This is a genomic window from Streptomyces sp. GSL17-111, from assembly GCF_037911585.1.
Taxonomy (GTDB): Bacteria; Actinomycetota; Actinomycetes; order Streptomycetales; family Streptomycetaceae; genus Streptomyces.
In genome coordinates this window covers 3,715,792-3,738,745 of record NZ_JBAJNS010000001.1, presented here as the reverse complement: position 1 = coordinate 3,738,745, position 22,954 = coordinate 3,715,792, and the positions used below count along the sequence as shown (strand labels likewise).

Sequence of the window (22,954 nt, the reverse complement as noted above, 5' to 3'; positions counted from 1 at the left end):
AGCCGGTCAGGCGAAGACGACCGTGCGGTTCCCGTTGAGCAGGACGCGGTGCTCGCTGTGCCACTTCACGGCCCGGGCGAGGGCCTGGCACTCGACGTCCCGGCCGATGGCGACGAGCTGCTCGGGGGTGACCTCGTGCCCGACGCGCTCGACCTCCTGCTCGATGATCGGCCCCTCGTCGAGGTCGGCCGTCACGTAGTGGGCCGTGGCGCCGATCAGCTTCACGCCCCGGGCGTGCGCCTGGTGGTAGGGCTTGGCGCCCTTGAAGCTCGGCAGGAAGGAGTGGTGGATGTTGATGATGCGGCCGGCCAGCGCCTTGCACAGGTCGTCGGAGAGCACCTGCATGTAGCGCGCCAGCACCACCAGTTCCACGCCCTCCTCCCGCACCAGCCGCAGGAGCCGCGCCTCGGCCTCGGCCTTGGTGTCCTTGGTGACGGGGATGTGGTGGAAGGGGACGTGGTAGGAGCCCGCCAGCTCGGCGAAGTCGGTGTGGTTGGAGACGACGGCGGCGATCTCCACCGGCAGCGCGCCGATGCGCGAGCGGAACAGCAGGTCGTTCAGGCAGTGTCCGAACTTGCTGACGAGCAGCACGATCCGCATCTTCGCGGCGGCCTGGTGCAGCTCCCAGTCCATCTGGAACGAGTCGCCGATGGCGGCGAAGCTGGCGCGCAGCTTCTCCAGCGTGACCGGCGGCTCCGCGCTGAAGTGCACCCGCATGAAGAACAGCCCGGTGTCGTGGTCGCCGAACTGCTGGCTGTCCTCGATGTTGCAGCCGGTCATGAACAGGTAGCTGGAGACGGCGTGCACGATGCCCTGCTTGTCCGGGCAGGACAGCGTCAGGACGTACTGGTCGGCTGCGGCGGCGGGCGGCGACGGGCTCATGGGCACAAGGGTGGCACACCCCGATCGGTCCGGCGGACCGGCCCACGGCCCGCCGGACGCGTCGGGGCCGTGGGCGGCGGCCCGGCCGTCAGGCGGAGCGCAGCATGATCGCCAGGACGTCGAGGGACTTCGGCGGCTCGTCCGGGTCCTCGCCGTCGTTGCCCGCCAGCAGGACGTGTGCGGCGCGGGCGGCCTGGAGCGCGTCCGGCCAGGCCGGGTGCTCCAGGTAGGCGGACACCGGTGCGTCCGCCCCCACCTGGTGCAGGATGCGCAGCACGCGGAGCACGACGGCGTCCACGGCCGCCGCCTCCCCGGCGTCGCGGAACACCGAGCCCACGTACTTCTCCGCGGACCAGTGGTCCAGCCAGGTGTCCTCCACCAGGCGGTAGACGGCGTCGGTGACGTCCCCGTAGCCGGGGCGCCCCTCCAGCCAGTGGGTCTGCTGGAAGACGGGATCGGAGAGCATGTGCAGGGCTGAGCGCACGTTGCTGCGCCAGCGCCACCACGGCATGTCGTTGACCGGCATGCCGCCCATGGTGCTGGACCGACGGGCGCGACGGGAAGAGCTGTCCTGTGCTTGCACGGTCATCGATCGTACGTTCGTCCGTGTCGCGGCCCGAGGGGAGGGGTCCGCGCTCTTCACCCGGAGGTCGCCTACCGTTCGGTGGACATCACTCATGCGTTACATGCCGCCCGGCAGGGTCGCTTGTCATGACCGCCTCGCGCGAGCCCCGTGCCCCCCGCCCCCGACTCCGGACCGCCGTCTCGGCCGCGCTCGCCGTCGCGGCCGTCGGCACCTCACTGACCGGCTGCGGCACCCTCTCCGCCGCCGAGAACGACCCGATCACCGTCATGACCCTGGCGCCGATCGACACCAAGGCCACCAACATGCCCGGCATGACGGCCACCGCCACGGCGTACGCCCGTTGGGTCAATGCCAACGGGGGCATCAACGGACGCGAACTGAAGGTCGTCACCTGCAACGAGGGCAACGACGGCGTGCAGGCCGCCGGCTGCGCCCGCAAGGCCCGCGAGGTCGGGGCCGTCGCCGTCGTCGGCTCCTACACGACCCACGCCCGCACGATCATGCCCGCGCTCGAACTGCACGGCATCCCCTACCTCGGCGGCTACGGCCTGACCGAGGAGGAGTTCTCCAGCCCGCTGTCCTACCCGGTCAACGGCGGCCAGCCCGCTCTGGTGGCCGGCAGCGGCCGGCAGCTCGCGGAGCTCTGCGACGAGGTCGCCCTCGTCCGGCCGGACACGATCGCCGGGGACGAGCTGCCCGGCCTGTTCAACGCGGGCCTCGCCACCCGGGGCGAGGCCGGGCCGGCCGTCGACGTCCCCGCGCCGGAGGACTCGGCCGAGTACACCCGGGAGGCGCGTACGGCGCTGCGGGCGGCGGGCGTCCCCGAGGCGTCCGAGGGTGCGGAGGCGTCCGACGCGGGCCCGGACACCGGAACGGGCCCGGGGAACGGCGGTTTCAGCACCATCGCCGACTCCGACGGCGCCGACGGCGCGTGTGTGGCCGCCGCCCTCGGCGGGCGCACCGGCACCTTCATCGACTCCTTCAGCCGGCTGCGGGAGACGTCCGCCGAGGTGACGTTCGCCTCGGTGCTCGGCAGCGTGGAGCAGTCCCTCGTCAACCGCACGGGCGGCGCGGACAGCATGCTGGAGGGCTCCTACGTCACCAGCTGGTACCCGGCGAGCCAGGAGCCGGTGTGGGACGAGATGCGCGCCGCCACCACCGAGCACGCCTTCGGTGACAACCGCATCGACACCGCCGATCCGGGCGTGCAGACGACGTGGGTCGCCTACACGGTGCTGCGGTCCGTCCTGGAGGACATGGAGGGGCAGGAGATCACCCACCGCACCGTGCACCAGGCGCTCGACGCCACCGGGCCCGTCAGCACCGGCGGCATCACCCCGGACCTGAGCTGGCAGTACGAGGACCTGCTCGGCTCCCCGAGCTACCCGCGCATCGTGAACTCGATGGTCAACTTCCAGCAGGTGCGCGACGGGCAGCTCGTCGCGGCGCGGCAGAACCCGGTGGACATCGGCCGCACGCTCAACCAGATCACGGTCGGCTGACCGACCCCGCCCGCTTCCGGCCGACGGCGCAGTCCGCAGGCACCGGCCCGCCTCGCGCGCCGGTGCCTGCGGACAGGTCAGAGCTGGGTCGGCTGGCGTTCGCTCAGACCGTGCTCACGGGCGATCGGGTTCCACAGCGCCGCCGCCTCCTCCTTCGCGGCCGTCGCCTCCCCGCTGCTGCGGTTGCCCGCGCCCAGCGCTTCCGTCGTCCTGGCCTCACCGCCGGGGCAGCCGCCGGAGCCCGCGACGTCGTCGGCCCACTGGGCGTAGTGGTCGTCGGCCTCGGCCGACGCCTTCCAGGCGGCCGTCAGCTGGTCGGTCAGCGCCTCGTGGTCCGGGAGGCGGTCCAGATCGAGCTCGTCGAGGCGGTCCACGAGGTCGTTGCGCTGCCCGGCGGCGTCCCGCAGGTCCTTCGCCGCCTTGCCGAGCTTCGTGCACTCCTTGATGTTCTCCACCGAACTGATCACGGTGTCACGGCTGTTGTTGCTGTCGGCGAGCAGGGCGTCGAGCGCCTCGGCCTGTTCGGCTGCCGTGTCACCGGCGGGTTCCTCCGGCTCGGTCGAGGGCGCCGCGCTCTGCCCCGGCTCCTCCGTGGGCTCCTCGTCCCCGCCGCTCAGCGCGGCGCCGGCGGCCAGTCCCGCGGCGACGATGACGAGGGCGGCGGCGGCCACGACCAGGAGCGGACTCCGGCGCCGCCCTTCGGTGCCGTACGGCTCCTCCGGTCCCTGCGGGCCGCCGGGACCGGGGCCGGGCACACCGGGGCCCGCCGGGCCGCCGGGCGGCTGGGCGTGGCCGGGGTGCGGCCGTCCCGGCTGCTGCGGGTAGCCGTAGCCGGAGCGGGCCTGCGGGTAGCCGTAACCGGCCCGGCCCGGCGCGGACGGGCGTCCGGGCGCGGCGGGCGCCGCTCCGTCGGCGGGGCGGAACAGGCTGTCGAACTCGGCCGGCGGCTGCCGGTCCTCCGGGGTTCCGGGCCGGATACCGAAGGGCTTCCCGGGCGGCGGCTGCTGGGCGGCGGGCGGCGGTGCGGCCTGCTGGGCGGACGGCTGGGAGCGGTGCTTCCCGGCCCGCTGCTGTCCGGGGACGCGGCGCAGCTGCTGCGTGCTCTCCGGACCACCGTGCGGACCACCGGACGACGCCGCGTCAGCTCCCGGGCCGGGCACGCCCTGCGGCGGCAGGAGCTGCGTCTCGTCGGCCGGGCCGGGAGCGGCCTGATACGGCGGCACGGAACCACCGTAGGACGGCCCACCGGACTGCTGCGGCGGCAGCAACTGCGTCTCGTCCGCCGGGCCGGGAGCGGCCTGATACGGCGGCACGGAACCACCGTAGGACGGCCCACCGGACTGCTGCGGCGGCAGCAACTGCGTCTCGTCCGCCGGACCCGGAACGGCCTGATACGGCGGCACGGGCTGCGTGCCGGGGTGGGGCGGCAGCAGTTGCGTCTCGTCCGCCGCGCCGACACCCGGGGTGGGCGGCGGCGGGCCGGCGGGCGCGGGCGGCGGGTGCGCGGGCGGCGGGCCGGCGGGCGGCGGCGGCACGGCGGCCGACGGTCCCCAGGGCTGCCCCCAGGGCTGCCCGCCCGCCGGCGGGGCCGGCTGCGCGTGCTCCTCGGTCCTCGGCGGCCACGGCTCGCTGTTCGACGGCAGGACGACACCCTCACGCGGCTCGTCGCCGTGCCCGCTGTGCGCTGTCACCGACGCACTCCTCACACCTTGCAGCTGTGCACCCGAGCGCTCATCCCACCGGCGCGGATGGCGCGTTGACCTTCGGCCCCGTGATCGGGGCATCGTCGGCTCACGCTACCGGGTGACTCGCACACACGACCACGTCGTCCCCCGCAAGCCCGCTCCGGCCCCGGCTCAGGCGGGCGGACCGGCGGCCGACCGCTCGGTGAACTCCCGCACGGCGGGCTCGGCGGCGAACGGCTCCAGGCGGCGCCGGAAGGCGTCCAGGTACTCCCGGCCGCGCGCGGAACGCAGCGTGCCGAGCAGGGTGAGGGCCTCGGTCCCGGTGTGGCACGCGAGGTCGATCTCGCGCTGCCCGGCCTGGGCGTCCGCGAGCAGCAGCAGTCCGATGGCGCGGCGCCGGGTACGGCCCTCCGGGTGCAGGGAGAGCGCCTCCTCGGCCCGGCGCCGGGCGGGGTTCGGCCGGCCGAGGTCGCGGTGGCAGTGGGCCAGCTCGTCGGCGAGGTAGGCGGCGTCGAAGTGCGCTATCCAGGGCGGGTCGTCCCCGGCGTCCGTCGCCGCCTCGGCACGCTCGAAGGCGGCGAGGGCCCGTCCGGCGGCCCGGCGGCAGGCGGCCGCGTCGCCCTGCACGGCGTGGCCGCGCGCCTCGGCGGCGTGGAACATGGCCTCGGTGCGCGGGGTCACATGGCCTCGGGCGCCCTCCTGCGCCGCACGGGCGAGCTGGGCGACCTCCCGGGGGCTGCCGAGCGACGCGGCGAGGTGGCTCATCCCCGCTGCCAGGACGTAGCCGCCGTAGGCCCGGTCACCGCCCGCCTGGGCGAGGCGCAGCGCCTGGATGTAGTGCCGCTGGGCCGGCCCGGGCCGGCCGGTGTCCACCGCCATGTACCCGGCCAGCTCGGCGAGCCGGGCGGCGGCGCGGAAGAGGGCACGGCCGACGGCGTCCCGGTAGGAACCGGTCAGCAGCCCGGCGACGACGCCGGCCAGGTAGTGGGAGAGGACCGGGCGTACGTGCCCGCTGCCGAAACGGTGGTCGAGCGCGGAGAGCGCCTCGGTCGTCGCCGTGACGGCCGCGACGTCCGCCATGCCGACGCGGGGTCCGACGGTCCGCTCGACGCCCGCGTCCGGCGGGCCGATCAGCCAGTCCCGGGAGGGTTCGACGAGGGCGGAGGCGGCCACGGGGCGTGCCGTGACCAGCTCCCGGCGGCCGGTGTCGAGCCGCCACAGCTCGCACGCCTCCTCCACGGCGGCGGCGATGTTCTGCTCGTAGCGCAGGCCGAGCCCGGCGGCGGGGTGGCGCGGACCCGCCATGCCGATCTCCTCCACGCTCACCGGGCGGCCCAGTTTGCGGGCCAGGGCCTCGGCGATCACGGCGGGCGCTCGGCCCCGTGGCTGCTGGCCGCGCAGCCAGCGGGCGACGGACGTCTTGTCGTACCGCAGGTCGAGCCCGTGCTCGGCTCCGACGAGGTTGACGCGACGCGCCAGCCCGGCGTTCGAGCAGCCGGCCTCCTCGATGAGCGACCCGAGGCGTTCGTTGGGCTGCCGGGCGGTCAGGTGGCGCGGGGTCGGTGGTGCGGTGGCCATGGCGGTCCCCTCGGTCCGACGACGTGCACCGGGGGTGGCTACCCACACGCACCGCCTCGGCCGGGTCTGCGCCCCCGTCCGTGCTTCCGTGCGCCGCGAGGACCTCCGCGTGCTCCGGCGTGCCCTGGGCTGCCCTGGCCATCCCTGGGCGGTGAGACTGCCGTAACGATGCACCTCCGGTGCGGTGCCGAGCGGCCGTAACCCCTGCCGTGGCGCGGAGTTGTGATGTGCGTGGAAGAGACGATCGCAGTCACCCCGGCGGGCACGCCCGCGCAGCCGTCCCCGCACGTGCCCCGCCAGCCGGCCCCGCCGCACGGCGACACACCGCTCGACCACGCCGTCCGGTACGCCGGGGAGCGGCACTGGGACGTCCTGCCCGGCACCTGGTTGGAGATCGTCGACGGCGTGCCGCGCTGCACCTGCGGCGCGACGGGCTGTCCGGCACCCGGCGCCCACCCCGCCGAGCCCGGCTGGGCCGCGCACGCGACGGGCAGCGGGTCGGCCGCGCGTCGGCTGTGGGAGCGGTCGCCGTTCGCCTCGGTGCTGCTGCCGACGGGCCGCACCTTCGAGGCCGTCGACGTGCCGGAGGTCGCCGGGTGCCTGGCGCTGGCCCGCATGGAGCGCATGGGGGTGCCGCTGGGCCCGGTGACGTGCACGCCGCTGGGGCGGATGCTGTTCTTCGTCCTCCCCGGTGCGGCGGCGAAGGCCCACGACCTGATCCGGCGGCTGGGGTGGTCGCCGGGAGCGCTGGACCTGACGACGCACGCCGCCGGGTCGTGGGTCGCCGCGCCACCCACCCGCGTCGGGGTGCGCGGCTCGGTGCAGTGGGCGCGGCGTCCGACGGCCGCGAACCGGTGGCTGCCGGACGTGGAGGAGCTCCTCCCGCAGCTGGCCTACTGCTGCGGTCAGGAGGCGGCGGCGTCCCGCCGGGGCTGACGGTGCACGCGCCGCCCTCGCCGTCCTCGTTGCCCTCGCCACCTGTGCCGAACCGGCGGCGGCGCGGTCAGGGCAGCGTCGCCGACAGGAAGGGCTCGACGGCCGAGCGCCACGCCTCCGGCTGGTCGTAGTGGAGGAGGTGCCCCGCGTCCGGCACCTCCGCGTACGCGCCGTCCGGCAGGACGCGGACCATCTCCTGCGCCTCGGCACGGCCCAGCTCCCCGTCGATGCCACGGACGACGAGGGCCGGGCAGCGGACCTGGGCCAACTCGTCCCAGTGCGCGTCGTGCACCCAGGCCTCACGGGCCATCAGCATCTGCCGACGGGAGAACACCGGACGCCAGCCGTCGGCCCGTTCGGCCATGACCTCGGCGTAGAACTCGCCCCGGGAACGGCTCGGCCGCTCCAGCGCCGGGTCGTCCTCACCGAACCACTTCCGCACGTCGGCCTGGGTGGCGAACGGCAGCGGCCAGGAGCGGTACCACGCCTCCCACTCGCGCTGGGACTGCTCGCCGAGGGCGGAGGCCCGCATGTCGGCGATGACCAGGGCACGGACGAGGTCGGGACGGCGCGCGGCGAGCTGCCAGGCGGTGAGCGCGCCCATGGAGTGGCCCACGAGCGCGACGGGCCCGAGACCGAGCTGCTCGACGACGGCCTCGGCGTCGGCCACGAAGGCGTCCCGGTCGAACGGGCCGTCCTGCGGCTTGTCGCTGCGCCCGTGCCCGCGCTGGTCGAGCCCGACGGCCCGGTAGCGGGACGACAGCCAACGGGCCGTCGTCGCCCAGTGGGACGCGCGGCCCATCAGACCGTGCAGTAAGAGCACGGCGGGCCGGTGCTGCTCCTCCGACGCGGACGCCGCCGGCCGTTCCCCGCCGGGGGGCGCCTTGGGCGGGTCGTCGAACTCCCAGGCGGCGAGGCCGACTCCACCCGCACCGGTGACATCGATGCGTCGCACCATGTGACCCGACACCCCCATCCGGAAACTGGCTGGAAATCCGCTCTACGACGCTTGCCCTGGCTCCGGGCGGGGAACCGCCCCGCGCCCTCGGGGCACACCCCACGGTATCGAACGACCATTCGAACATGCTCGGAAGGAGCGCAACTTCCCACCTTCGAGTGACGGCTGATCGCGGTTGACGCTCCTCCCGCCGGGGAGAGACGTAGTGGGAGGCGGGCGCCACACGGAACCGGGAGGTATCGGGCGCCCGAGGGAGGTGGCCCGGGATGCTCGGGGATCCGGGCCGCGCCCGGCCGGGGGGGTGCAGGGAAGCGGGGCCCCGGTCGCGTGCGGCGCCGGGGCCTCCGTGACGAGCCGTCCGACCACGTCTCCCCCTTCCGCCCGACCGGTGCGTCAGATGCGTTCAGGTGCCAGGGTGTCACGCCACGCACTCGGCCGGACGCAATCCGGTCAAGTGCCCGAGGAAAATACGCCTGTTGACGCAGCGTCAGCCCCGCCGAGACACCGCCGAGACGTCACCGAGGCATCGCCGCAGGTCGGGCGACCCGCGCCGCCTCGGCGTCCCCCCGGAGCGGGCGCCTGAGCTCAGCGCTTGGCGACGAAGACGTGGGACGCGACCTCCCCCTGGAGCTCGGCGGCCTCGCCGCCGCTGCCAACGTGCACGGCGCCCCCCGAACCCGGCGTCACCGTCACCACGGAACCGGGCTGCACGCCCGCTCGCCGCAGCGTGTACATGAGCTGGGAGTCCGTCTGGATCGGCTCGCCGATGCGCCGGACGACGACGGTCTTGCCGTCCGGACCCGGGGCCAGGTCGGCGAGGCTCACCATCGCGTCGGCCAGGAACGGCTCACCGTCCCCCGACTCCCCCAGCTCCTCCAGGCCCGGAATCGGGTTCCCGTACGGGGACTCGGTGGGGTGCCGCAGCAGCTCCAGCACCCGGCGCTCCACGGCCTCGCTCATCACGTGCTCCCAGCGGCACGCCTCGGCGTGGACCTGCTCCCACTCCAGCCCGATGACGTCGACGAGCAGGCACTCGGCGAGCCGGTGCTTGCGCATGACGCGGGTGGCGAGCATGCGGCCCTCGCCGGTCAGCTCCAGGTGGCGGTCCCCGGCGATGGTCAGCAGACCGTCCCGCTCCATCCGGGCCACCGTCTGGCTGACGGTCGGACCGCTCTGGTCCAGGCGCTCGGCGATGCGGGCACGCATGGGCACGACGCCTTCTTCCTCCAGCTCCAAAATGGTGCGGAGGTACATCTCGGTGGTGTCGATGAGTCCTGACATCTGGTCTACGTGCCCCTCGTCAGCTGGTGCGGTGGCCCTGGCCTCAATTCTGACGCATGCGGCCGACAACCGTTGCCACCGTGGGCACACGACGGGCGGGCGGTGGGGGCGCGCCGACGCCACGCGGGGGGCGCGCACCGGCGGTGCGGGCCCTCTGGTCCAGACCTCTTCGGTCCTCTAGCGTGAGCGCCATGAGCGCGAGTGAGCTTGCCGACCGGTTCTTCGACGGTGCGATCGGCCTGCTGGAGCAGGTCAGGAAAGGGGAGGCGGAGTCCGTCACCGCGGCGGGCACGCTGCTGGCCGACACCGTGGCCGACGGCGGCCGGCTGTTCACCTTCGGCGCCGGGCACTCCTCGCTCGTCGCCCAGGACGTCGTCTACCGGGCCGGCGGGCTGGCCGTCGTGAACCTGCTGACGGTCCCCGGTGTCGTCGGCGTCGACGTCCGCCCCGCGACGCTGGGCAGCGCCCTGGAGTGCGTCGACGGCCTGGCCACGGCCACCCTGGACGCCTCCCCCGCCCGCGCCGGGGACGCCCTCGTCGTCGTCTCGCTCTCCGGCCGCAACCCGCTGCCCGTGGAGATGGCGCAGCACGCCCGGGAGCTGGGGCTGCGGGTGATCGGTCTGACGTCGGCCGCCTACGCGCGGGAGACGGCCTCCCGGCACGCCTCGGGCACCTTCCTCAAGGACCACTGCGACGTCGTGCTCGACTGCCGCGTCCCCGTCGGCGACGCCACCCTCACACATCCCGGCATCCCCGCGCCCTTCGCCCCCGCCTCCACCGTCGTCGCCTGCGCCCTGCTCCAGGCCGCCGTCGCCACGGCGGCGGGCGTCCTGGCCGAGCGGGGCCTCACCCCGCCGCTGCTGCGCTCCGGCAACGTCGACGGCGGGCACGCCTGGAACGAGCGCGTGATGACGGAGTACGCGGACCGGATCTTCTACCGCGACTGAGCCGCCGGGCCGCCGCGCGGGCGGCGCTCCCCGCGCACCGCCTGCGACAGGTCCACGGCGGCCGCGATCCGCACCGCGATGTCCTGCGCGTACACGGTGTCGGCCCGGTCGAAGTTGCGCCGGGCCGGACCGCGCAGGAAGGTGACGACGCCCAGCGTCCGGCCCCTGCTGCGCAGCGCCGCGCACAGCCCGTACGCCGTCCCCTCCGGCCACGAACGGGCCGCCGCCCACTCCGGTGAGGTGCTTCCGCCCGCCCCCGCGCGCACCGGGCCGCCGTGCTCGAACGCCTGGAGGGCCGGGTGGTTGGCCATGTAGGGGACCGGCAGACCGCTCTCCGGCGTCGGGTGCCAGGCCGAACCGCCGGGCGCGTGCGCCGTCCGCACCAGCCGCGCGCCGGCGGCCAGGTCCAGCAGGGCGTGGTCGGCGTACCCGGCGAGGGCGAAGTCCAGGTGGGCCGCCGCCGCCTCCATCGGGTCCTCGCACTCGGCCGCCGCCCGCGCCGCCCGGTGCAGCTGGCTGTCGCGGAAGCGCAGCCGGGCGGCCTGCTGCTCGGCCAGCTTGGTCTCGGTGATGTCGTGGAACAGCCAGGCCACCCCCAGCGGCACCGGCTCCTCCGCCAGCGGCGAGGACAGCCGCAGGAACCCGCTGCGCCAGCACCGCCGCAGCGGCGGGTCCACCGGGCCGTCGCCGTGCGGCCGCAGCGTGACCCACAGGTCCGCCGGGGCGGGCGGGGTGCCCTCGGCCAGCACGTGCTGGAGCGCGCTCTCCAGCTCCTCCAGGCCGTTGCTGATGGCGTCGCCCAGCGGCCGGCCCAGCAGCGTCGAGCGCCGCACCCCGAAGGCCCGGGCCGCGTGCTGGTTGACGACGGCCGGGCGCAGGTCGGCGTCGACGAGCACCACGCCCCACGAGGCGTCGTCGAACAGCGCCTCGCTCAGCGCCACCGACCGCTCCAGGTCGATCTGCGTGTGCACCTCGCTGAACGCGCAGTAGACGCCCGCCGGCTCCCCGGCCGCGTCCCGCACGACGGAGGACTGGGTGCGCACCAACACCCGGCCGCCGTCCTTGGTGACCAGCGCGAACTCGTACACCTGGCGGCCCGCCGTGCGCATCGGCGCCAGCAGCCGCTCCTCGACGTCGGCGGCGTCGGCCGGACGGACCGCCCAGCCGCTCAGGCCGCGCCGCCCCACCGCCTCCTGCGGGCTCCAGCCGAGCATCCGCTCGGCCTCGCGGTTCCAGTGGGTGACGACGCCGTCGCCGTCCAGGGCGAACAGCGCGGCGTCCATGCCGTCGAGCAGTGCGGCGAGCAGACAGGAGCCGTCCGGGCCCTCGGGGGCGGCGGAGGTGCCCTCGCCGCCGTCGGCCGTCGGTTCGGAGTGGGTATCGGGTTGAGCGGACATCTGCACCCCCGGCGGCCCGGCTCGTGACCGTGCCGCTCTGCTGCTCGAAGCGGTGGACTCCTGGGCCCGCGTGTACGGGCGATTACGTGCACGGGGCACGCACCCTCATTCAACGCGAACGTGACGCAACGCACACCCCGTTCGGGGAAATTGTTGCGCCTCCGAAATTTCGTTGCCCGCTCCCGGGGAGCGGAGTTAGCGTGCGGGCACACGAGAAAGGAGGTGATCCGGAGAATGTATGACCACCGGACGCGTGAGGTGACTGCGGCCTAAGGGCCTGCCGTCTCGCTCAGCGCAGCCGGCTCAGCCCGGCTCATATCCACGCAGTCACCCGGCCTGCGGGTCGCCGGTACGTCCGACCGGCCCCCTGCCGCCACGGCGGTCAGGGGAAGCGACCCGCAGGCCGTCTGCGTTCCCGTGGCTCCCTGCGCCCCTGCGGCGCTCACGGGCACAGCCGCTCGACCGTCCAGCCCCCGCCCTCGCGGCGGTAGCGCAGCCGGTCGTGCAACCGGTTCTCCCGGCCCTGCCAGAACTCCACCGTCTCCGGGACGACGCGGAAGCCGCCCCACTGCGGCGGCGCGGGCACGTCCTCCCCCTCCGGGTAGCGGGCGGCCAGCTCCGCGTAGAGCGCGTCCAGCTCCTCCCGCGACGCCACCGTGGACGACTGCTCGCTCGCCCACGCCCCGAGCTGCGAGCCGTGCGGACGGGTGCGGAAGTACGCCGCCGTCTCGGCCCGGCCGATCCTGGCCGCCCGGCCCGCGACGATCACCTGCCGGGCGATGCCGTGCCAGGGGAAGAGCAGCGACACCTGCGGGTTCGCTTCGATGTCTCGGCCCTTGCGGGAGCCGTAGTTGGTGTAGAAGACGAACCCGGCCGCGTCGTACGCCTTCAGCAGCACCGTGCGGGAGCTCGGGCGGCCCTCGGCGTCCACGGTGGCCAGGACCATCGCGTTCGGCTCGTGCAGCCCGGCCGCCTCCGCGTCGTGGAACCAGTGGCTGAACTGCTCGGCCGGTTCGGCGGCCAGATCACGTTCCAGGAGGCCGGCGCTGCGGTAGTGGGCCCGCATCGCCGCCGGGTCCAGCGCGCGGCGGGCCCGCGCCGCGGCGGACTCGGCGACGTCCGCCGCAGCCTGCGCCACGAAGGCGGCCTCGATCGACGGGTCTGCGTGGTGAGGGTGATCCTGGGCGTGAGACACGCCTCTCATCTTGCAGCAACGTTCCGGCCCGGGGACACGGGACCAGGGGCCGGACGGAGGATGCGGACGGTCACGACACCGGACGCCCGCGGGCTCGCCCGCTCGCAGGGCCCGCACCGCTGATCCGTCTGTGATGGCCCAGTCTTCCCCTTCTCCACACGCTCTACACCCGGGAGAACCCGATCACCGCGTGTGCCCCTTCTCACTCACCTCCCCGAGGTGACGAACCGGCGAAAATCACCGACCGTGAAGGGACCGGGGGCGCCGGGCGCGGCTATCGTGTTCGACCGCGCCCGAGGCGGGGAGATCACCCGCGCGCGCACCATCCGGATCTCGGCAATGGACCGCAAGCCCTCGGCACAGTCGGCAGCGGAGCCGTTCCGACCCACGCAGAGGAGCCGCCTGATGTCCGATTTCGTCCCCGGACTCGAAGGAGTCGTCGCGTTCGAAACGGAGATCGCCGAACCCGACAAGGAGGGCGGCGCCCTCCGCTACCGGGGGGTCGACATCGAGGACCTGGTCGGCCACGTCTCCTTCGGGAACGTCTGGGGGCTCCTGGTCGACGGCGGCTTCAACCCCGGACTGCCCCCGGCCGAGCCCTTCCCCATCCCCGTCCACTCCGGTGACATCCGGGTGGACGTGCAGTCCGCCCTCGCGATGCTCGCCCCCGTGTGGGGCCTCAAACCGCTGCTGGACATCGACGCCGAGCAGGCCCGCGACGACCTGGCCCGCGCCGCCGTCATGGCCCTGTCCTACGTCGCCCAGTCCGCCCGTGGCCAGGGCCTGCCCATGGTCCCGCAGCGCGAGATCGACAAGGCCGACACGGTCGTCGAGCGGTTCATGCGCCGCTGGCGCGGCGAGCCCGACCCCAAGCACGTCGCCGCCGTCGACGCCTACTGGACGTCGGCCGCCGAGCACGGCATGAACGCCTCCACCTTCACCGCCCGCGTCATCGCCTCCACCGGCGCGGACGTCGCCGCCGCCCTCTCCGGGGCCGTCGGCGCCATGTCCGGCCCCCTCCACGGCGGCGCGCCCTCGCGCGTCCTGGGCATGATCGAGGAGATCGAGCGCACCGGCGACGCCACCGCCTACGTCAAGCAGCAGCTCGACAAGGGCGAGCGGCTCATGGGCTTCGGGCACCGCGTCTACCGTGCCGAGGACCCGCGCGCCCGCGTCCTGCGCCGCACGGCCAAGGAGCTCGGCGCCCCGCGCTTCGAGGTCGCCGAGGCCCTGGAGCAGGCCGCCCTGAGCGAACTGAAGGCCCGCCGCCCCGACCGCGTCCTCGCCACCAACGTGGAGTTCTGGGCCGCCATCGTCCTCGACTTCGCCGAGGTACCGGCGCACATGTTCACCTCCATGTTCACCTGCGCCCGCACGGCCGGCTGGTCCGCGCACATCCTGGAGCAGAAGCGCACCGGACGCCTCGTGCGCCCCTCCGCCCGCTACACCGGCCCGGGCCGCCGCGGCCCGGAGGAGATCGACGGCTTCTCCACCGTCGCCCGCTGACCCCTCCCGCGCCCGTCCCCCGGCCGTGACCCGTCCCCCGGCCGGGGGACGCCGCCGCCCGCGCCGTCCGCCAAGCCGGTGGCCGCACCGCGTGGCGCTCACCGGCCCGTGCCACCGCCTGGTTACCTCACCGGGGCGATGTGACGCGCGGGCTCCGGCGGCTTCCCCTTCCCGCCCGTGCGGTCGGCGGAGACGAGGGAGACGGACATGTCCACCACGCTGCTCACCGGCGGCACCGTATGGGACGGGCTCGCGGACCGGCCGATCGGCGCCCGGGACGTCCTGGTCGAGGACGGCCGGATCAGCCGGATCGCCGAGCACGTCGCCGCACCGGAGGGCGCGGAGGTCGTGCCCCTGTCGGGTCTGACGGTCACCCCCGGGTTCATGGACTGCCACACCCACGTCTCGATCACCCCGGATCTCCTGTCGGTCCTCGCGCTCTCCTCGGCGGCCGGGGTGCTGCGGACGCTCCCGGTCCTGCACACGCTGCTCATGAACGGGTTCACCACCGTGCGTGACCTCATGGGCGCCGACCCCGGCTTCGGCCTCGTCGCCCTGCGCGACGCCGTCGCCGCCGGGATCGTGCCCGGCCCGCGCCTGCTCGTGGCACCGCACATGATCTCCGCCCGAGGCGGGCACGGCGACTACGCGGCCGTGCTCAACCCCGACCTCCAGGGCCGGCCGCGCCTGCTGGAGCTGGCCGCCGCCGACGGCCCCGACGAGATCCGCACCCGCGTGCGCGAGGAGATCCGGGGCGGGGCCGACTGGATCAAGTTCGCCGCCACCGGCGGCTTCTCCAGCCCGTCGGACGACCCCGCGCAGACCACCTACACCCAGGAGGAGATGAACACCCTCGTCGAGACCGCCCGCGACCTCGGCCGCCCGGCGACCCCGCACGGCTACGGTGACGAAGGCGTGCAGCGTGCCGTACGCGCCGGGGTGCGCAGCGTCGACCACGGGAACCTGGCCTCGCGCGACACGCTGTGGATGATGGCCGACGAGGGCGTCTACCTGGTCCCGACCCAGTTCACCGTCCTCCACAGCGCACGGAACGTCGACGACGACGCCTACTGGGTGGGCAAACCCGCGAGCAAGCGCCGCAAGTTCGCGCGGTACCGGAAGGCGCTCTTCGCCTCCGCCGAACACCTCGCCGCGAGCGAGGTGAGGATCGCCTTCGGAACCGACGCCGGGATGTTCCCGCACGCGGAGAACTGGAAGGAGTTCCCGATGATGGTGTCGAACGGGATCGACCCCGCCCGCGCGCTACGGGCGGCGACCAGCGTCGCGGCGGAACTCCTCGGCCTGGACGACCTCGGGGTCCTCGCGCCGGGCAGGATCGCCGACATCATCGCCATGCCCGGCGACCCCTTCACCGACCCCGAGGTCACCGGGAAGGTCGCCTTCGTCATGAAGGAAGGCGTCATCCACAAGCGGCCCCGGCCCCCGGCCTGACCCTTCCGCCCGCCCCGGACGTCTCAGGACGTCTCAGAACGTGGTGGAGGATGGCCACCATGCCGACCGAGCCAGCCGACATCCCCCTGAGCGAAGACGAACTGCGCGGCGTCACCGGCTACGCGGCGGAGTGCGCGCGGAGAGTGCTGCCGGTCTTCGAAGCACACGTCCCCGGCGACGCCCGCCCACGCGAAGCCGTCGACGCCGCGTTCGTCTTCGCCGAGGGCGGGCGGCGCACAGCGGCGCTGCGCCAGCGCGCCTGGGCCGCCTACAAGGCCGCCCAGGAAGCCGCGCCGGCCGCCGCCGTCGACGCGGCACGCGCGGCGAGCCATGCCGCCGCCGCGGCCTACCTCCACCCCAAGGCCAGCGCCCACCAGGTCAAACACGTCCTCGGCGCTGCGGCCCACGCCGCCCGCGTCGAGGAGCTGACGTCCGGGGAGCACGAGGACGTCCCCACGGGAACGCTCGACTGGGCGCGCGACCACGCGCCGCCCGCCGTCATCGCGGTCCTCGGCCGCCTCCCGCACGCCCCCTCCGGAGGCGGCCGCGTCGGCGAACTCCTGCGCACCCTCGACTCCGCCCTCCGCACCCACCCGACACCGACCGGCCCCTAGGACGCTCGGGCGCCCCGAAACCCTGAGGTCTGCACGTCAGCGGCCGACCGGACACCAGAGCAGCGGGGACCCGTACACGACGCCGGCCGCCCATCACCCGCCGTCAGGCGCGGGGCTGCTCAGCCGGTGCCCTCAAGCCCCATGAGGACCGCGTACGCGGACTCGGCCCGGCGGCCGGGTGCGGCGTCGGGGCGTGCGTGATCCAGGAAGCTGTGGGTCTCACCGTGGTGGAGGATGCGGCCCTGGTCCATGAGCGAGACGGTGTCCGCCTCATCGGCCAGATCGGCGATGTCATGGGTGGACATCAGAACCGGGATCCTGCCCGCGACCTCCCGCACCACGTCTCGGAACACGGTGCGCTGATGCGGGTCCAGACCGGCCGTGGGCTCGTCGAGAAGGATCACCCGCGCGTCGTGGGCCAGGGCACAGGCGATGCCGACCCGGCGGAGCTGGCCTCCGGAGAGCTTGGCCGTCCTCCGAGCGCTCTGCTCGGCGAGACCGACCTGGTCGAGGGCGGTCTCGGCGCGCTCCCACGCGCGGGCCCGGCTCTCGCCCTTCAACCACGCCACGTAGGCGACGTATTCACGAGCGGTCAACTGCCGTGAGGTCGGGACCCGCTGAGGCAACCAGGCCACATGGCGCCGGTACTCCCGGTCGACCGACGTGAGGGCGGAATCCTTAAGCCGGACACGGCCGGCCAGGGGCTCCACCGTTCCGGCCAACAGGGACATCATGGTGGACTTTCCCGCCCCGTTGGGGCCGAGCAGAATCGTCAGGCCGCTGCCGGGGACTTCGTAGGTGAAGCCGGACAGGACGGGACGGTCCCAACGGTGGTACCGGAAGGTGACACGGTCGAGCAGCAAAGTCATCGGTCGGTCCTAGAGGCGAAGCAGCGGAGGGAGAGGATCCCGGCCAGGAAGACCGCGGCGGCCGTCACGGCGGCGTGGGTGACGTGAGCCGCCTCGGTGACGATGACCCACGGGTAGGGGTCGTTGCGACTGCGGCCACCGAGGAACATGGCCTGAGTCATCCAGAAGACCGGGAGCAGGGGCGCGCGGTGGCCCATCAAGGGCCACGCGCCGAGGGCGAGCCCGCAGAAGAGCAGGTTGTTCCGAGCAGCCATCAGCATGGCTTCCGAGCCCAGAAGGGGCATCACCGCGGCCACTGCCGTCGCGACGACGGCGAATCCGGACACGAGCACGAGGTCGCGCGTATCGATGCGGCGGACGGCCGAGCGCTCCACCGAAGGCATCCGCCGTTCGAGGCAGGCGATCAAAGCGACGCTCGGGATGAGGGCGACGAAGTTGCTGAGCTCCGTCGCCATGGCGTGACTCCCCATGAACGAAGGGAAGACCACCGCCACACCACCGGTCATACCGACACCCAGCACGAACGCGAGGAGAGCCCCGGGCAGCAGCCCCAGGACGCCTCGTTGCCGTAGCCACCAGGTCATGGTCAGCGACCCCCCGCACAGGCCGATTGAAGCTGTTGGACGTACCACTGCCTCTGCTCCCGTAGCGGCAGTCCGTTGACTCTGGCCATCTCGGACAGCAACTCTTCCTTGGTTTGGCCTTGGCTGAACTCCCGGGTCTCCCGGGCGAGCCACGCCATGTAGTGCTTCTCGACCCCTATGGTTCGGGCCACCCAGAGGGTGTTGAAGTGCAGCACGTCCCAGTTCGGTTTCTCGCACGGCGTGCCGACCACGGAAATGGCCACGCCCTCCCGAAGGACTTGATGCGCGCTACCAGGCACCAGGTCGAGCGTCCAATCCTCCCCGTCGGTATCGATCTCTCGGACGTCTGCCACGGAGATGTCGGTGATGCGTCGGGGCTTCTGAACGATGATCCCCCCGGCCGCCAACCGGTCAACCATTGCGCGCAGTTCGATGTGTACGTCACCGATGTGATCGGAGCCGGCTTCCGGCAGGCAGATCGTGGGTTCGTCCCCCTCGCAGACGACAGGAGCCAACCCCTTGGCGGTAGGCGGGGCCGAGCGCCAGTCCAGCGTGATGCCCCAGGCACCGGCCAGGCCGCCGACTGCGATGGCGAGCGCCAAGGCGACGGAGCGGACATGATGCCCGCGCGGACCAGCCAGCACGACGCAGGCAAGGGCCAGACTGACCGTCGGCAGAACCGCTGCTGCCGTCATGGCCTGGGAGTAGGCCTCGCCGAATCCCACCCACCCAATGGATCCCGTGACATGGTGCGCCCAGAACCGGTCCGTACCGAGCGGAAAGCTGACGCCGATGAAAACCGCCACCGATACGAGGGGTGCGGAGTACAGGGCGTGAAGTCGGCGCCCGACCACGAAGCCGATCACGGCATGAGCGGTGAGGAGAACCACCACGATGGCCAGGAGGTGCAGTGCGTACAGATCGGGCAGCACCCCGACCACCCAAAGCCCACCTGCCATGACTCCGCCGGTCAGCAGCGACAAGGACACGACGGTCACGAGGACCGGTCGCGCTGCGATGCGCCACGTGGGTTGAGTGGCGCCCACCTCCCAGGTACCGAGCGCCCTGAGCCGGGACGCCTCCACTGCGCTCAGCCCTGCCGCGGCAGCGAGGGCCATCGGAACGGGGGCATGGAGCGCGTACGACGCTGCCTGAGCCGCCCACGGCAACTCGATGAGATGCTCGATGTTCCGGGTACTCGTGAGAAACACGTAGGCGAAGAAGAGGCCGATGAAGGGAATGGCCAGCACGGCGGGGTGGGTACGCAGAGAAGTCGAGAATCGCATGAGGCCTCATATGGACAGCAGGAACGGGCCTCCGGGTGCCCTGTGCGGAGGCGCGGCAGGATCAGCCGGCCCGGGTGGTGTCATCGTGCAAGGTGTGTGACGTGGGCGGCACACGCACTCCACCCGGAAATCCGGACGATCCCCCGATGAAGCCCACCTGTGCGGAACGGCCGCCTCCCGGCGTTGTGTGAGCCACACGTTGGCCCGTTCCCCAGCCCCTGCGTCGATGTGGAAACCCCGAGCCCGCCCTCGTCACCATGGATCTGCACGCGGTGATGTGCTGTGCGTTGTGCACGGTCACCTGTACGCGATGCTGAGCTGCACCGTTGATGGGGAGTCGAACCCCGCGCTGCCCTCCACGCGCCAGGAGTGAGCCGGAATCCGCCGGCTCCCGGTATGTGCACGCCTCCGTGACGACTACCTGCTCCACATCGTGGCGCTCTGCCAGAACGCTCACTCCAGCAGATCGACCTCCCAGTTCGTGCGCTGGATGCGCACATCGAGCTCCCGGATCTCCCGTGCCAGTACGTCAGCCTGCTGGCGCAGTTCGGCAACCGGGAGTGCGGAGAGCATCTTCAACTCGGAACGGAGTTGCCGACCGTATCCCCGCTCACCCGTACCCGCCGCCGCGTCCGCCGCAGCAGTGACCACCGAGTGGCGGAGCCGCAGCGTGTCCCGTCGAGCGAGCGCGTCGGTGAGTGTGCCGTCCCGGCCCATGCTCGTTGCCGCGTTGGTGCGGTTGATCCGCCTGATCAGCCCTTCGAGGCCGGTCAGGACCTCACCGACCTCGCTCAGCAACTGGGCCGCGTCCTCGGCCGGGCTCTCGCCCTCCTGATGCCGCGCGCTGTTCACGATGCGCGTACGTAGTTGCTCCACACGACGCGCCGCCTCGGCCCGTTCCGCCAACGCTTCCGCGAGCTTCACTGTTCCGTTGCCTTGTTGTTCCTCAACATCGCCCGAGAATACGGAACACGGTTCGAGTCCACGGCTCCGGGTTGACGATGCCCGCCCTCCGGCCGCTCGGTGGCACGGCCGCTTCAGCGGCCGACGGGGCGCCGGGGCAGGGGGGACGAGTAGACGACACTCGTCGTGACGGGACCCAGGCCGCCGAGGCGGCCGGTCACCTCTTCCAGGTGGCGCATGGACCGCACCGCGACCTTGATGACGAAGCAGTCGTCGCCGGTCACGTGGTGGGCCTCCAGGACCTCCGGCATCACCGCGACGAGGTCGTGGAAGGGCTTGTAGTTGCTGTTCGGGTAGCGCAGCCGCACGAACGCCATGATCGTCAGCCCGACCTTCTCCGGGTCCACGACCGCCGCATACCCGCTGATGACCCCCGCCTCCTCCAGCCTGCGCACGCGCTCGGTCACCGCGCTCGCCGACATGGAGACGGCACGCGCGAGGTCGGCGAAGCTGGCCCGCCCGTCGCGCTGGAGGACGTCGAGAATGCGCCAGTCGATGGCGTCGAGGGAAAGCCCGGTCATAAGCGGAGTCTTCCAGGGATTCCCCGGCCAGATCAAGAACAGGCCGTGGGATCGACCTTCGAAACCCTTCCTGTGCTCCGTAGATTCACGGTTGTCCATGTCAGCCGGGCCATGCTGCCCGGCCTCAGGAAAGGCCCGAACCATGACGACGACCGTCCCGAACGCCGTCCTGCGCGTCGCCCCCGCAGACCCCGCCGAGGCCGTCGCCCACTTCCGCAGCTCACTGCGCCTCTACGCCGACGTGTCCGACGTCGCCGCCGCACTCGCGGCCGACGCCGACCCTGGCTTCGTACTCCTCGACTCCCGCTCCCCGGACTCCTGGGACCAGGGACACATCCCCGGCGCCGTCCACCTGCCCACCGCGCTGATCTCCGAACAGGCCGCGGACCTGCTCGCCCCCTCGGTTCCCGTCATCACCTACTGCTGGGGCCCCGGCTGCAACGGCGCCACCCGAGCCGCCCTGGCCCTCGCCGAACTCGGCTACCAGGTGAAGGAGATGCTCGGCGGGTTCGAGTACTGGGTACGCGAGGGCTTCGCCTACGAGACTCCCCAGGGCCCCGCACAACCCACCCCCGACCCCCTCACCGCCCCCGCCACCGGCCACTGCGCCTGCTGACCCCACGGCTCTCGGCGCCCGTCGCCGCCTACGCCGAGGCTTCTCCGGCAGCCCGTTCACTCCGTCGCACGCTCAGCGGCGGAGTGACGGCACGTGGAACTGTCCCGCAGCCGGGACGTCCAGCAATCACACGCACGCCGACCACAACAGCAGGCCCCGCTCCGAAACTTGACGCGATCACCATCAGGAGCTTGCGCACCCGGTGGCCGAGACGTCCGTGAGCCGCGCTGCGTGACCCACAAGAGACACCGACCGCCTGAACTCGTCAGGTAAATCGAACACAAGCCTCCGGATACCAATTACCACAATTAGATGGCGGCATTCCGGTAGAACCTCGCTCTGCACCCGAATAGACTCTCGGAAACACCATGCACGCGCGCTACGCGCAACGGGGGAGGACTCAGAAGGAGGAAAACTTGAAGAACGCAGCACGGCGCAGGCGTTCACCCCGTATCGGGTTAGTTGCGGCGGCAGCTCTCGGATTGTGCGTGACGACGGCCACATCCGCGAGCGCTCACTCGGTGTACGAGACCGATACCCAGTGGCACAATTCTTCCGGAAACCACTGCATGCTCAACAAGAGCCAGGTGAGCAACGGATCGAGCGGCGGTGGCCGGTTCGACGGGTGGACCGAGTCCGGGTACAACGAGATAGTTCCGTTCGTCGACTGCGAATTCCCGCGTGAGCGGCCGATCAACCACTTGGCCGGCGGGATGCAGGTCTGGAAGTACTCCACGGCAGTCAACGACTGGGTGCTGTGCGCCCGAACGGACAAGACCTACTACAACAGCAATCCGACCTTCTCGCTGAATCTGTACTGGAACGCACCGTCCGAGGGACTGTGCGGCCCCGCCAGCTACGGTCTCTACAACCACTCAGCCATGCACTCTGATGGCGGGTGGACACCAACGTTCAACAATCCGATCTACTCGGGTACACACTCTGACCTGGGGAGCTGGGGTGCCACCTCCGCGGCTGAATCACGGCAGCCCGGCTGGGTGAACGAGGACGGTACCGTGGACCTGAGTAAGCTTCCGAGGAAGGCGAAGGTCGCGGACTCCAACGGCGACATCGTCACCGATGAGGCAGGCGAGCCGGTCATGGTGGACACTCGCCTGGTCCGCACTCCGCCCACCCAGGCTCCGGACGACAGCGGCAAGCATGAGCGGACGTTCGTGAACAACGAGGACGGCTCAACAACCGAGAAGGTCGAAGTGGACATGGTCCGCGTCGCCAGCACTCTGTAGGAGGGGCTTCACTTGACGGGACACGGTCGCGACCATGCAGGAGGAGCACGGCGAGCGGCCGTGTCCCGGGCAGCCCGAACGATACCCGCCCCTCTTCCGGTCGTGCGCTTCCTCGCCGGCATGGTCGCATGCGCCACCTTCGCCCTGATCCTGCTCATGGCTCTGTTCACCTCAGCGACAATGCGCTCTGCGGCATTCGGTAGCGGAGCGATAATTCCGGTGATTTTCATCTTCACCATGAGCAGTGCGACGTGGCTGCTCTTGAGGTTCGGAGGCCGCAGCGCATCCTGACCGGGAATACGAGCAACGCGGTCACCGGGTAGTCGCTCACTGGAGCGGTACGGGCGCG

The 22,954-nt window shown here is 72.5% G+C and carries 21 protein-coding genes; 8 read left to right on the top strand and 13 right to left on the bottom strand.

Annotated features, from left to right (window positions below; all coding sequences use genetic code 11):
- Positions 1 to 6: 6 nt before the first annotated feature.
- Positions 7 to 882 carry a formyltetrahydrofolate deformylase gene (gene purU / locus V6D49_RS16650; RefSeq protein WP_340560649.1) on the bottom strand — a complete coding sequence of 292 codons (876 nt, stop codon included), beginning with the start codon at positions 880 to 882 and terminating at the stop codon, positions 7 to 9.
- A gap of 88 nt (positions 883 to 970) precedes the next feature.
- Entirely contained in the window at positions 971 to 1,471 is a 501-nt protein-coding gene (locus V6D49_RS16645) for an SCO4402 family protein (protein WP_340560648.1), read from the bottom strand.
- Between the two features lie 122 nt (positions 1,472 to 1,593).
- Between V6D49_RS16645 and V6D49_RS16640 the strand changes: the two genes are divergently transcribed.
- On the top strand, positions 1,594 to 2,970 hold the full coding sequence (locus tag V6D49_RS16640; protein WP_340560646.1) for an ABC transporter substrate-binding protein: 1,377 nt from the start codon (positions 1,594 to 1,596) through the stop codon (positions 2,968 to 2,970).
- A gap of 77 nt (positions 2,971 to 3,047) precedes the next feature.
- Here V6D49_RS16640 and V6D49_RS16635 read toward each other — a convergent pair whose 3' ends face one another.
- Together V6D49_RS16635 and V6D49_RS16630 are read right to left on the bottom strand one after the other, a co-directional pair.
- Complete coding sequence (locus V6D49_RS16635) at positions 3,048 to 4,661, bottom strand: hypothetical protein (protein ID WP_340560644.1); 1,614 nt, start codon at positions 4,659 to 4,661, stop codon at positions 3,048 to 3,050.
- A gap of 165 nt (positions 4,662 to 4,826) precedes the next feature.
- Positions 4,827 to 6,233 (bottom strand): transcriptional regulator, encoded by a 1,407-nt coding sequence (locus V6D49_RS16630; protein ID WP_340560642.1) that lies wholly within the window; start codon positions 6,231 to 6,233, stop codon positions 4,827 to 4,829.
- A gap of 225 nt (positions 6,234 to 6,458) precedes the next feature.
- Here V6D49_RS16630 and V6D49_RS16625 point away from each other — a divergent pair, with 225 nt between their 5' ends.
- The gene (locus V6D49_RS16625) at positions 6,459 to 7,169 is read left to right on the top strand and encodes a bifunctional DNA primase/polymerase (protein WP_340560640.1); all 711 of its coding nucleotides are present in this window, start codon (positions 6,459 to 6,461) and stop codon (positions 7,167 to 7,169) included.
- Between the two features lie 67 nt (positions 7,170 to 7,236).
- Here the strand turns inward: V6D49_RS16625 and V6D49_RS16620 are convergent, their stop codons facing one another.
- Positions 7,237 to 8,127: an alpha/beta fold hydrolase gene (locus V6D49_RS16620; protein ID WP_340560638.1), complete on the bottom strand. Its 891-nt coding sequence runs from the start codon at positions 8,125 to 8,127 to the stop codon at positions 7,237 to 7,239.
- A 585-nt stretch (positions 8,128 to 8,712) separates the two neighbouring features.
- A complete protein-coding gene (locus V6D49_RS16615; protein WP_340560636.1) occupies positions 8,713 to 9,408 on the bottom strand; it encodes a metal-dependent transcriptional regulator in 696 nt (231 codons plus the stop codon).
- 191 nt (positions 9,409 to 9,599) lie between these two features.
- Between V6D49_RS16615 and V6D49_RS16610 the strand changes: the two genes are divergently transcribed.
- Positions 9,600 to 10,355 (top strand): SIS domain-containing protein, encoded by a 756-nt coding sequence (locus tag V6D49_RS16610; protein WP_340560634.1) that lies wholly within the window; start codon positions 9,600 to 9,602, stop codon positions 10,353 to 10,355.
- Here the strand turns inward: V6D49_RS16610 and V6D49_RS16605 are convergent.
- Positions 10,343 to 11,752 carry a PAS domain-containing protein gene (locus V6D49_RS16605; protein WP_340560633.1) on the bottom strand — a complete coding sequence of 470 codons (1,410 nt, stop codon included), beginning with the start codon at positions 11,750 to 11,752 and terminating at the stop codon, positions 10,343 to 10,345. The genes V6D49_RS16610 and V6D49_RS16605 overlap by 13 nt on opposite strands.
- A gap of 442 nt (positions 11,753 to 12,194) precedes the next feature.
- Positions 12,195 to 12,818 carry a pyridoxamine 5'-phosphate oxidase gene (pdxH, locus tag V6D49_RS16600; protein WP_340564084.1) on the bottom strand — a complete coding sequence of 208 codons (624 nt, stop codon included), beginning with the start codon at positions 12,816 to 12,818 and terminating at the stop codon, positions 12,195 to 12,197.
- A 534-nt stretch (positions 12,819 to 13,352) separates the two neighbouring features.
- On the opposite strand from pdxH, the gene V6D49_RS16595 reads away from it, so the two are divergent.
- The 3 genes from V6D49_RS16595 (at position 13,353) to V6D49_RS16585 (ending at position 16,519) form a co-directional block, all read left to right on the top strand.
- On the top strand, positions 13,353 to 14,453 hold the full coding sequence (locus V6D49_RS16595) for a citrate synthase 2 (protein ID WP_340560631.1): 1,101 nt from the start codon (positions 13,353 to 13,355) through the stop codon (positions 14,451 to 14,453).
- A 207-nt stretch (positions 14,454 to 14,660) separates the two neighbouring features.
- The gene (locus V6D49_RS16590) at positions 14,661 to 15,905 is read left to right on the top strand and encodes an amidohydrolase family protein (RefSeq protein WP_340560629.1); all 1,245 of its coding nucleotides are present in this window, start codon (positions 14,661 to 14,663) and stop codon (positions 15,903 to 15,905) included.
- Positions 15,906 to 15,964: 59 nt separating this feature from the next.
- The gene (locus tag V6D49_RS16585; RefSeq protein WP_340560627.1) at positions 15,965 to 16,519 is read left to right on the top strand and encodes a putative immunity protein; all 555 of its coding nucleotides are present in this window, start codon (positions 15,965 to 15,967) and stop codon (positions 16,517 to 16,519) included.
- 119 nt (positions 16,520 to 16,638) lie between these two features.
- On the opposite strand, the gene V6D49_RS16580 is transcribed toward V6D49_RS16585, so the two are convergent.
- The 5 genes from V6D49_RS16580 to V6D49_RS16560 all read right to left on the bottom strand — a co-directional run bounded on the left by V6D49_RS16580 (position 16,639) and on the right by V6D49_RS16560 (position 20,742).
- The gene (locus tag V6D49_RS16580) at positions 16,639 to 17,388 is read right to left on the bottom strand and encodes an ATP-binding cassette domain-containing protein (RefSeq protein WP_340560625.1); all 750 of its coding nucleotides are present in this window, start codon (positions 17,386 to 17,388) and stop codon (positions 16,639 to 16,641) included.
- Positions 17,385 to 17,843, bottom strand: coding sequence for a hypothetical protein (locus tag V6D49_RS16575; protein ID WP_340560623.1), 459 nt, complete (start codon positions 17,841 to 17,843; stop codon positions 17,385 to 17,387). Before V6D49_RS16575 ends, V6D49_RS16580 begins: the two co-directional genes overlap by 4 nt.
- Positions 17,844 to 17,974: 131 nt before the next feature.
- Positions 17,975 to 19,258, bottom strand: a complete 1,284-nt coding sequence (locus V6D49_RS16570) for a DUF7224 domain-containing protein (RefSeq protein ID WP_445330536.1) — start codon at positions 19,256 to 19,258, stop codon at positions 17,975 to 17,977.
- Between the two features lie 453 nt (positions 19,259 to 19,711).
- The gene (locus tag V6D49_RS16565; RefSeq protein WP_340560620.1) at positions 19,712 to 20,182 is read right to left on the bottom strand and encodes a DIP1984 family protein; all 471 of its coding nucleotides are present in this window, start codon (positions 20,180 to 20,182) and stop codon (positions 19,712 to 19,714) included.
- 113 nt (positions 20,183 to 20,295) lie between these two features.
- The gene (locus tag V6D49_RS16560; protein ID WP_340560618.1) at positions 20,296 to 20,742 is read right to left on the bottom strand and encodes an Lrp/AsnC family transcriptional regulator; all 447 of its coding nucleotides are present in this window, start codon (positions 20,740 to 20,742) and stop codon (positions 20,296 to 20,298) included.
- A 142-nt stretch (positions 20,743 to 20,884) separates the two neighbouring features.
- Between V6D49_RS16560 and V6D49_RS16555 the strand changes: the two genes are divergently transcribed.
- Positions 20,885 to 21,358 carry a rhodanese-like domain-containing protein gene (locus tag V6D49_RS16555; RefSeq protein ID WP_340560616.1) on the top strand — a complete coding sequence of 158 codons (474 nt, stop codon included), beginning with the start codon at positions 20,885 to 20,887 and terminating at the stop codon, positions 21,356 to 21,358.
- Positions 21,359 to 21,774: 416 nt separating this feature from the next.
- Positions 21,775 to 22,605 carry a hypothetical protein gene (locus V6D49_RS16550; RefSeq protein ID WP_340560614.1) on the top strand — a complete coding sequence of 277 codons (831 nt, stop codon included), beginning with the start codon at positions 21,775 to 21,777 and terminating at the stop codon, positions 22,603 to 22,605.
- Positions 22,606 to 22,954 lie beyond the last annotated feature (349 nt).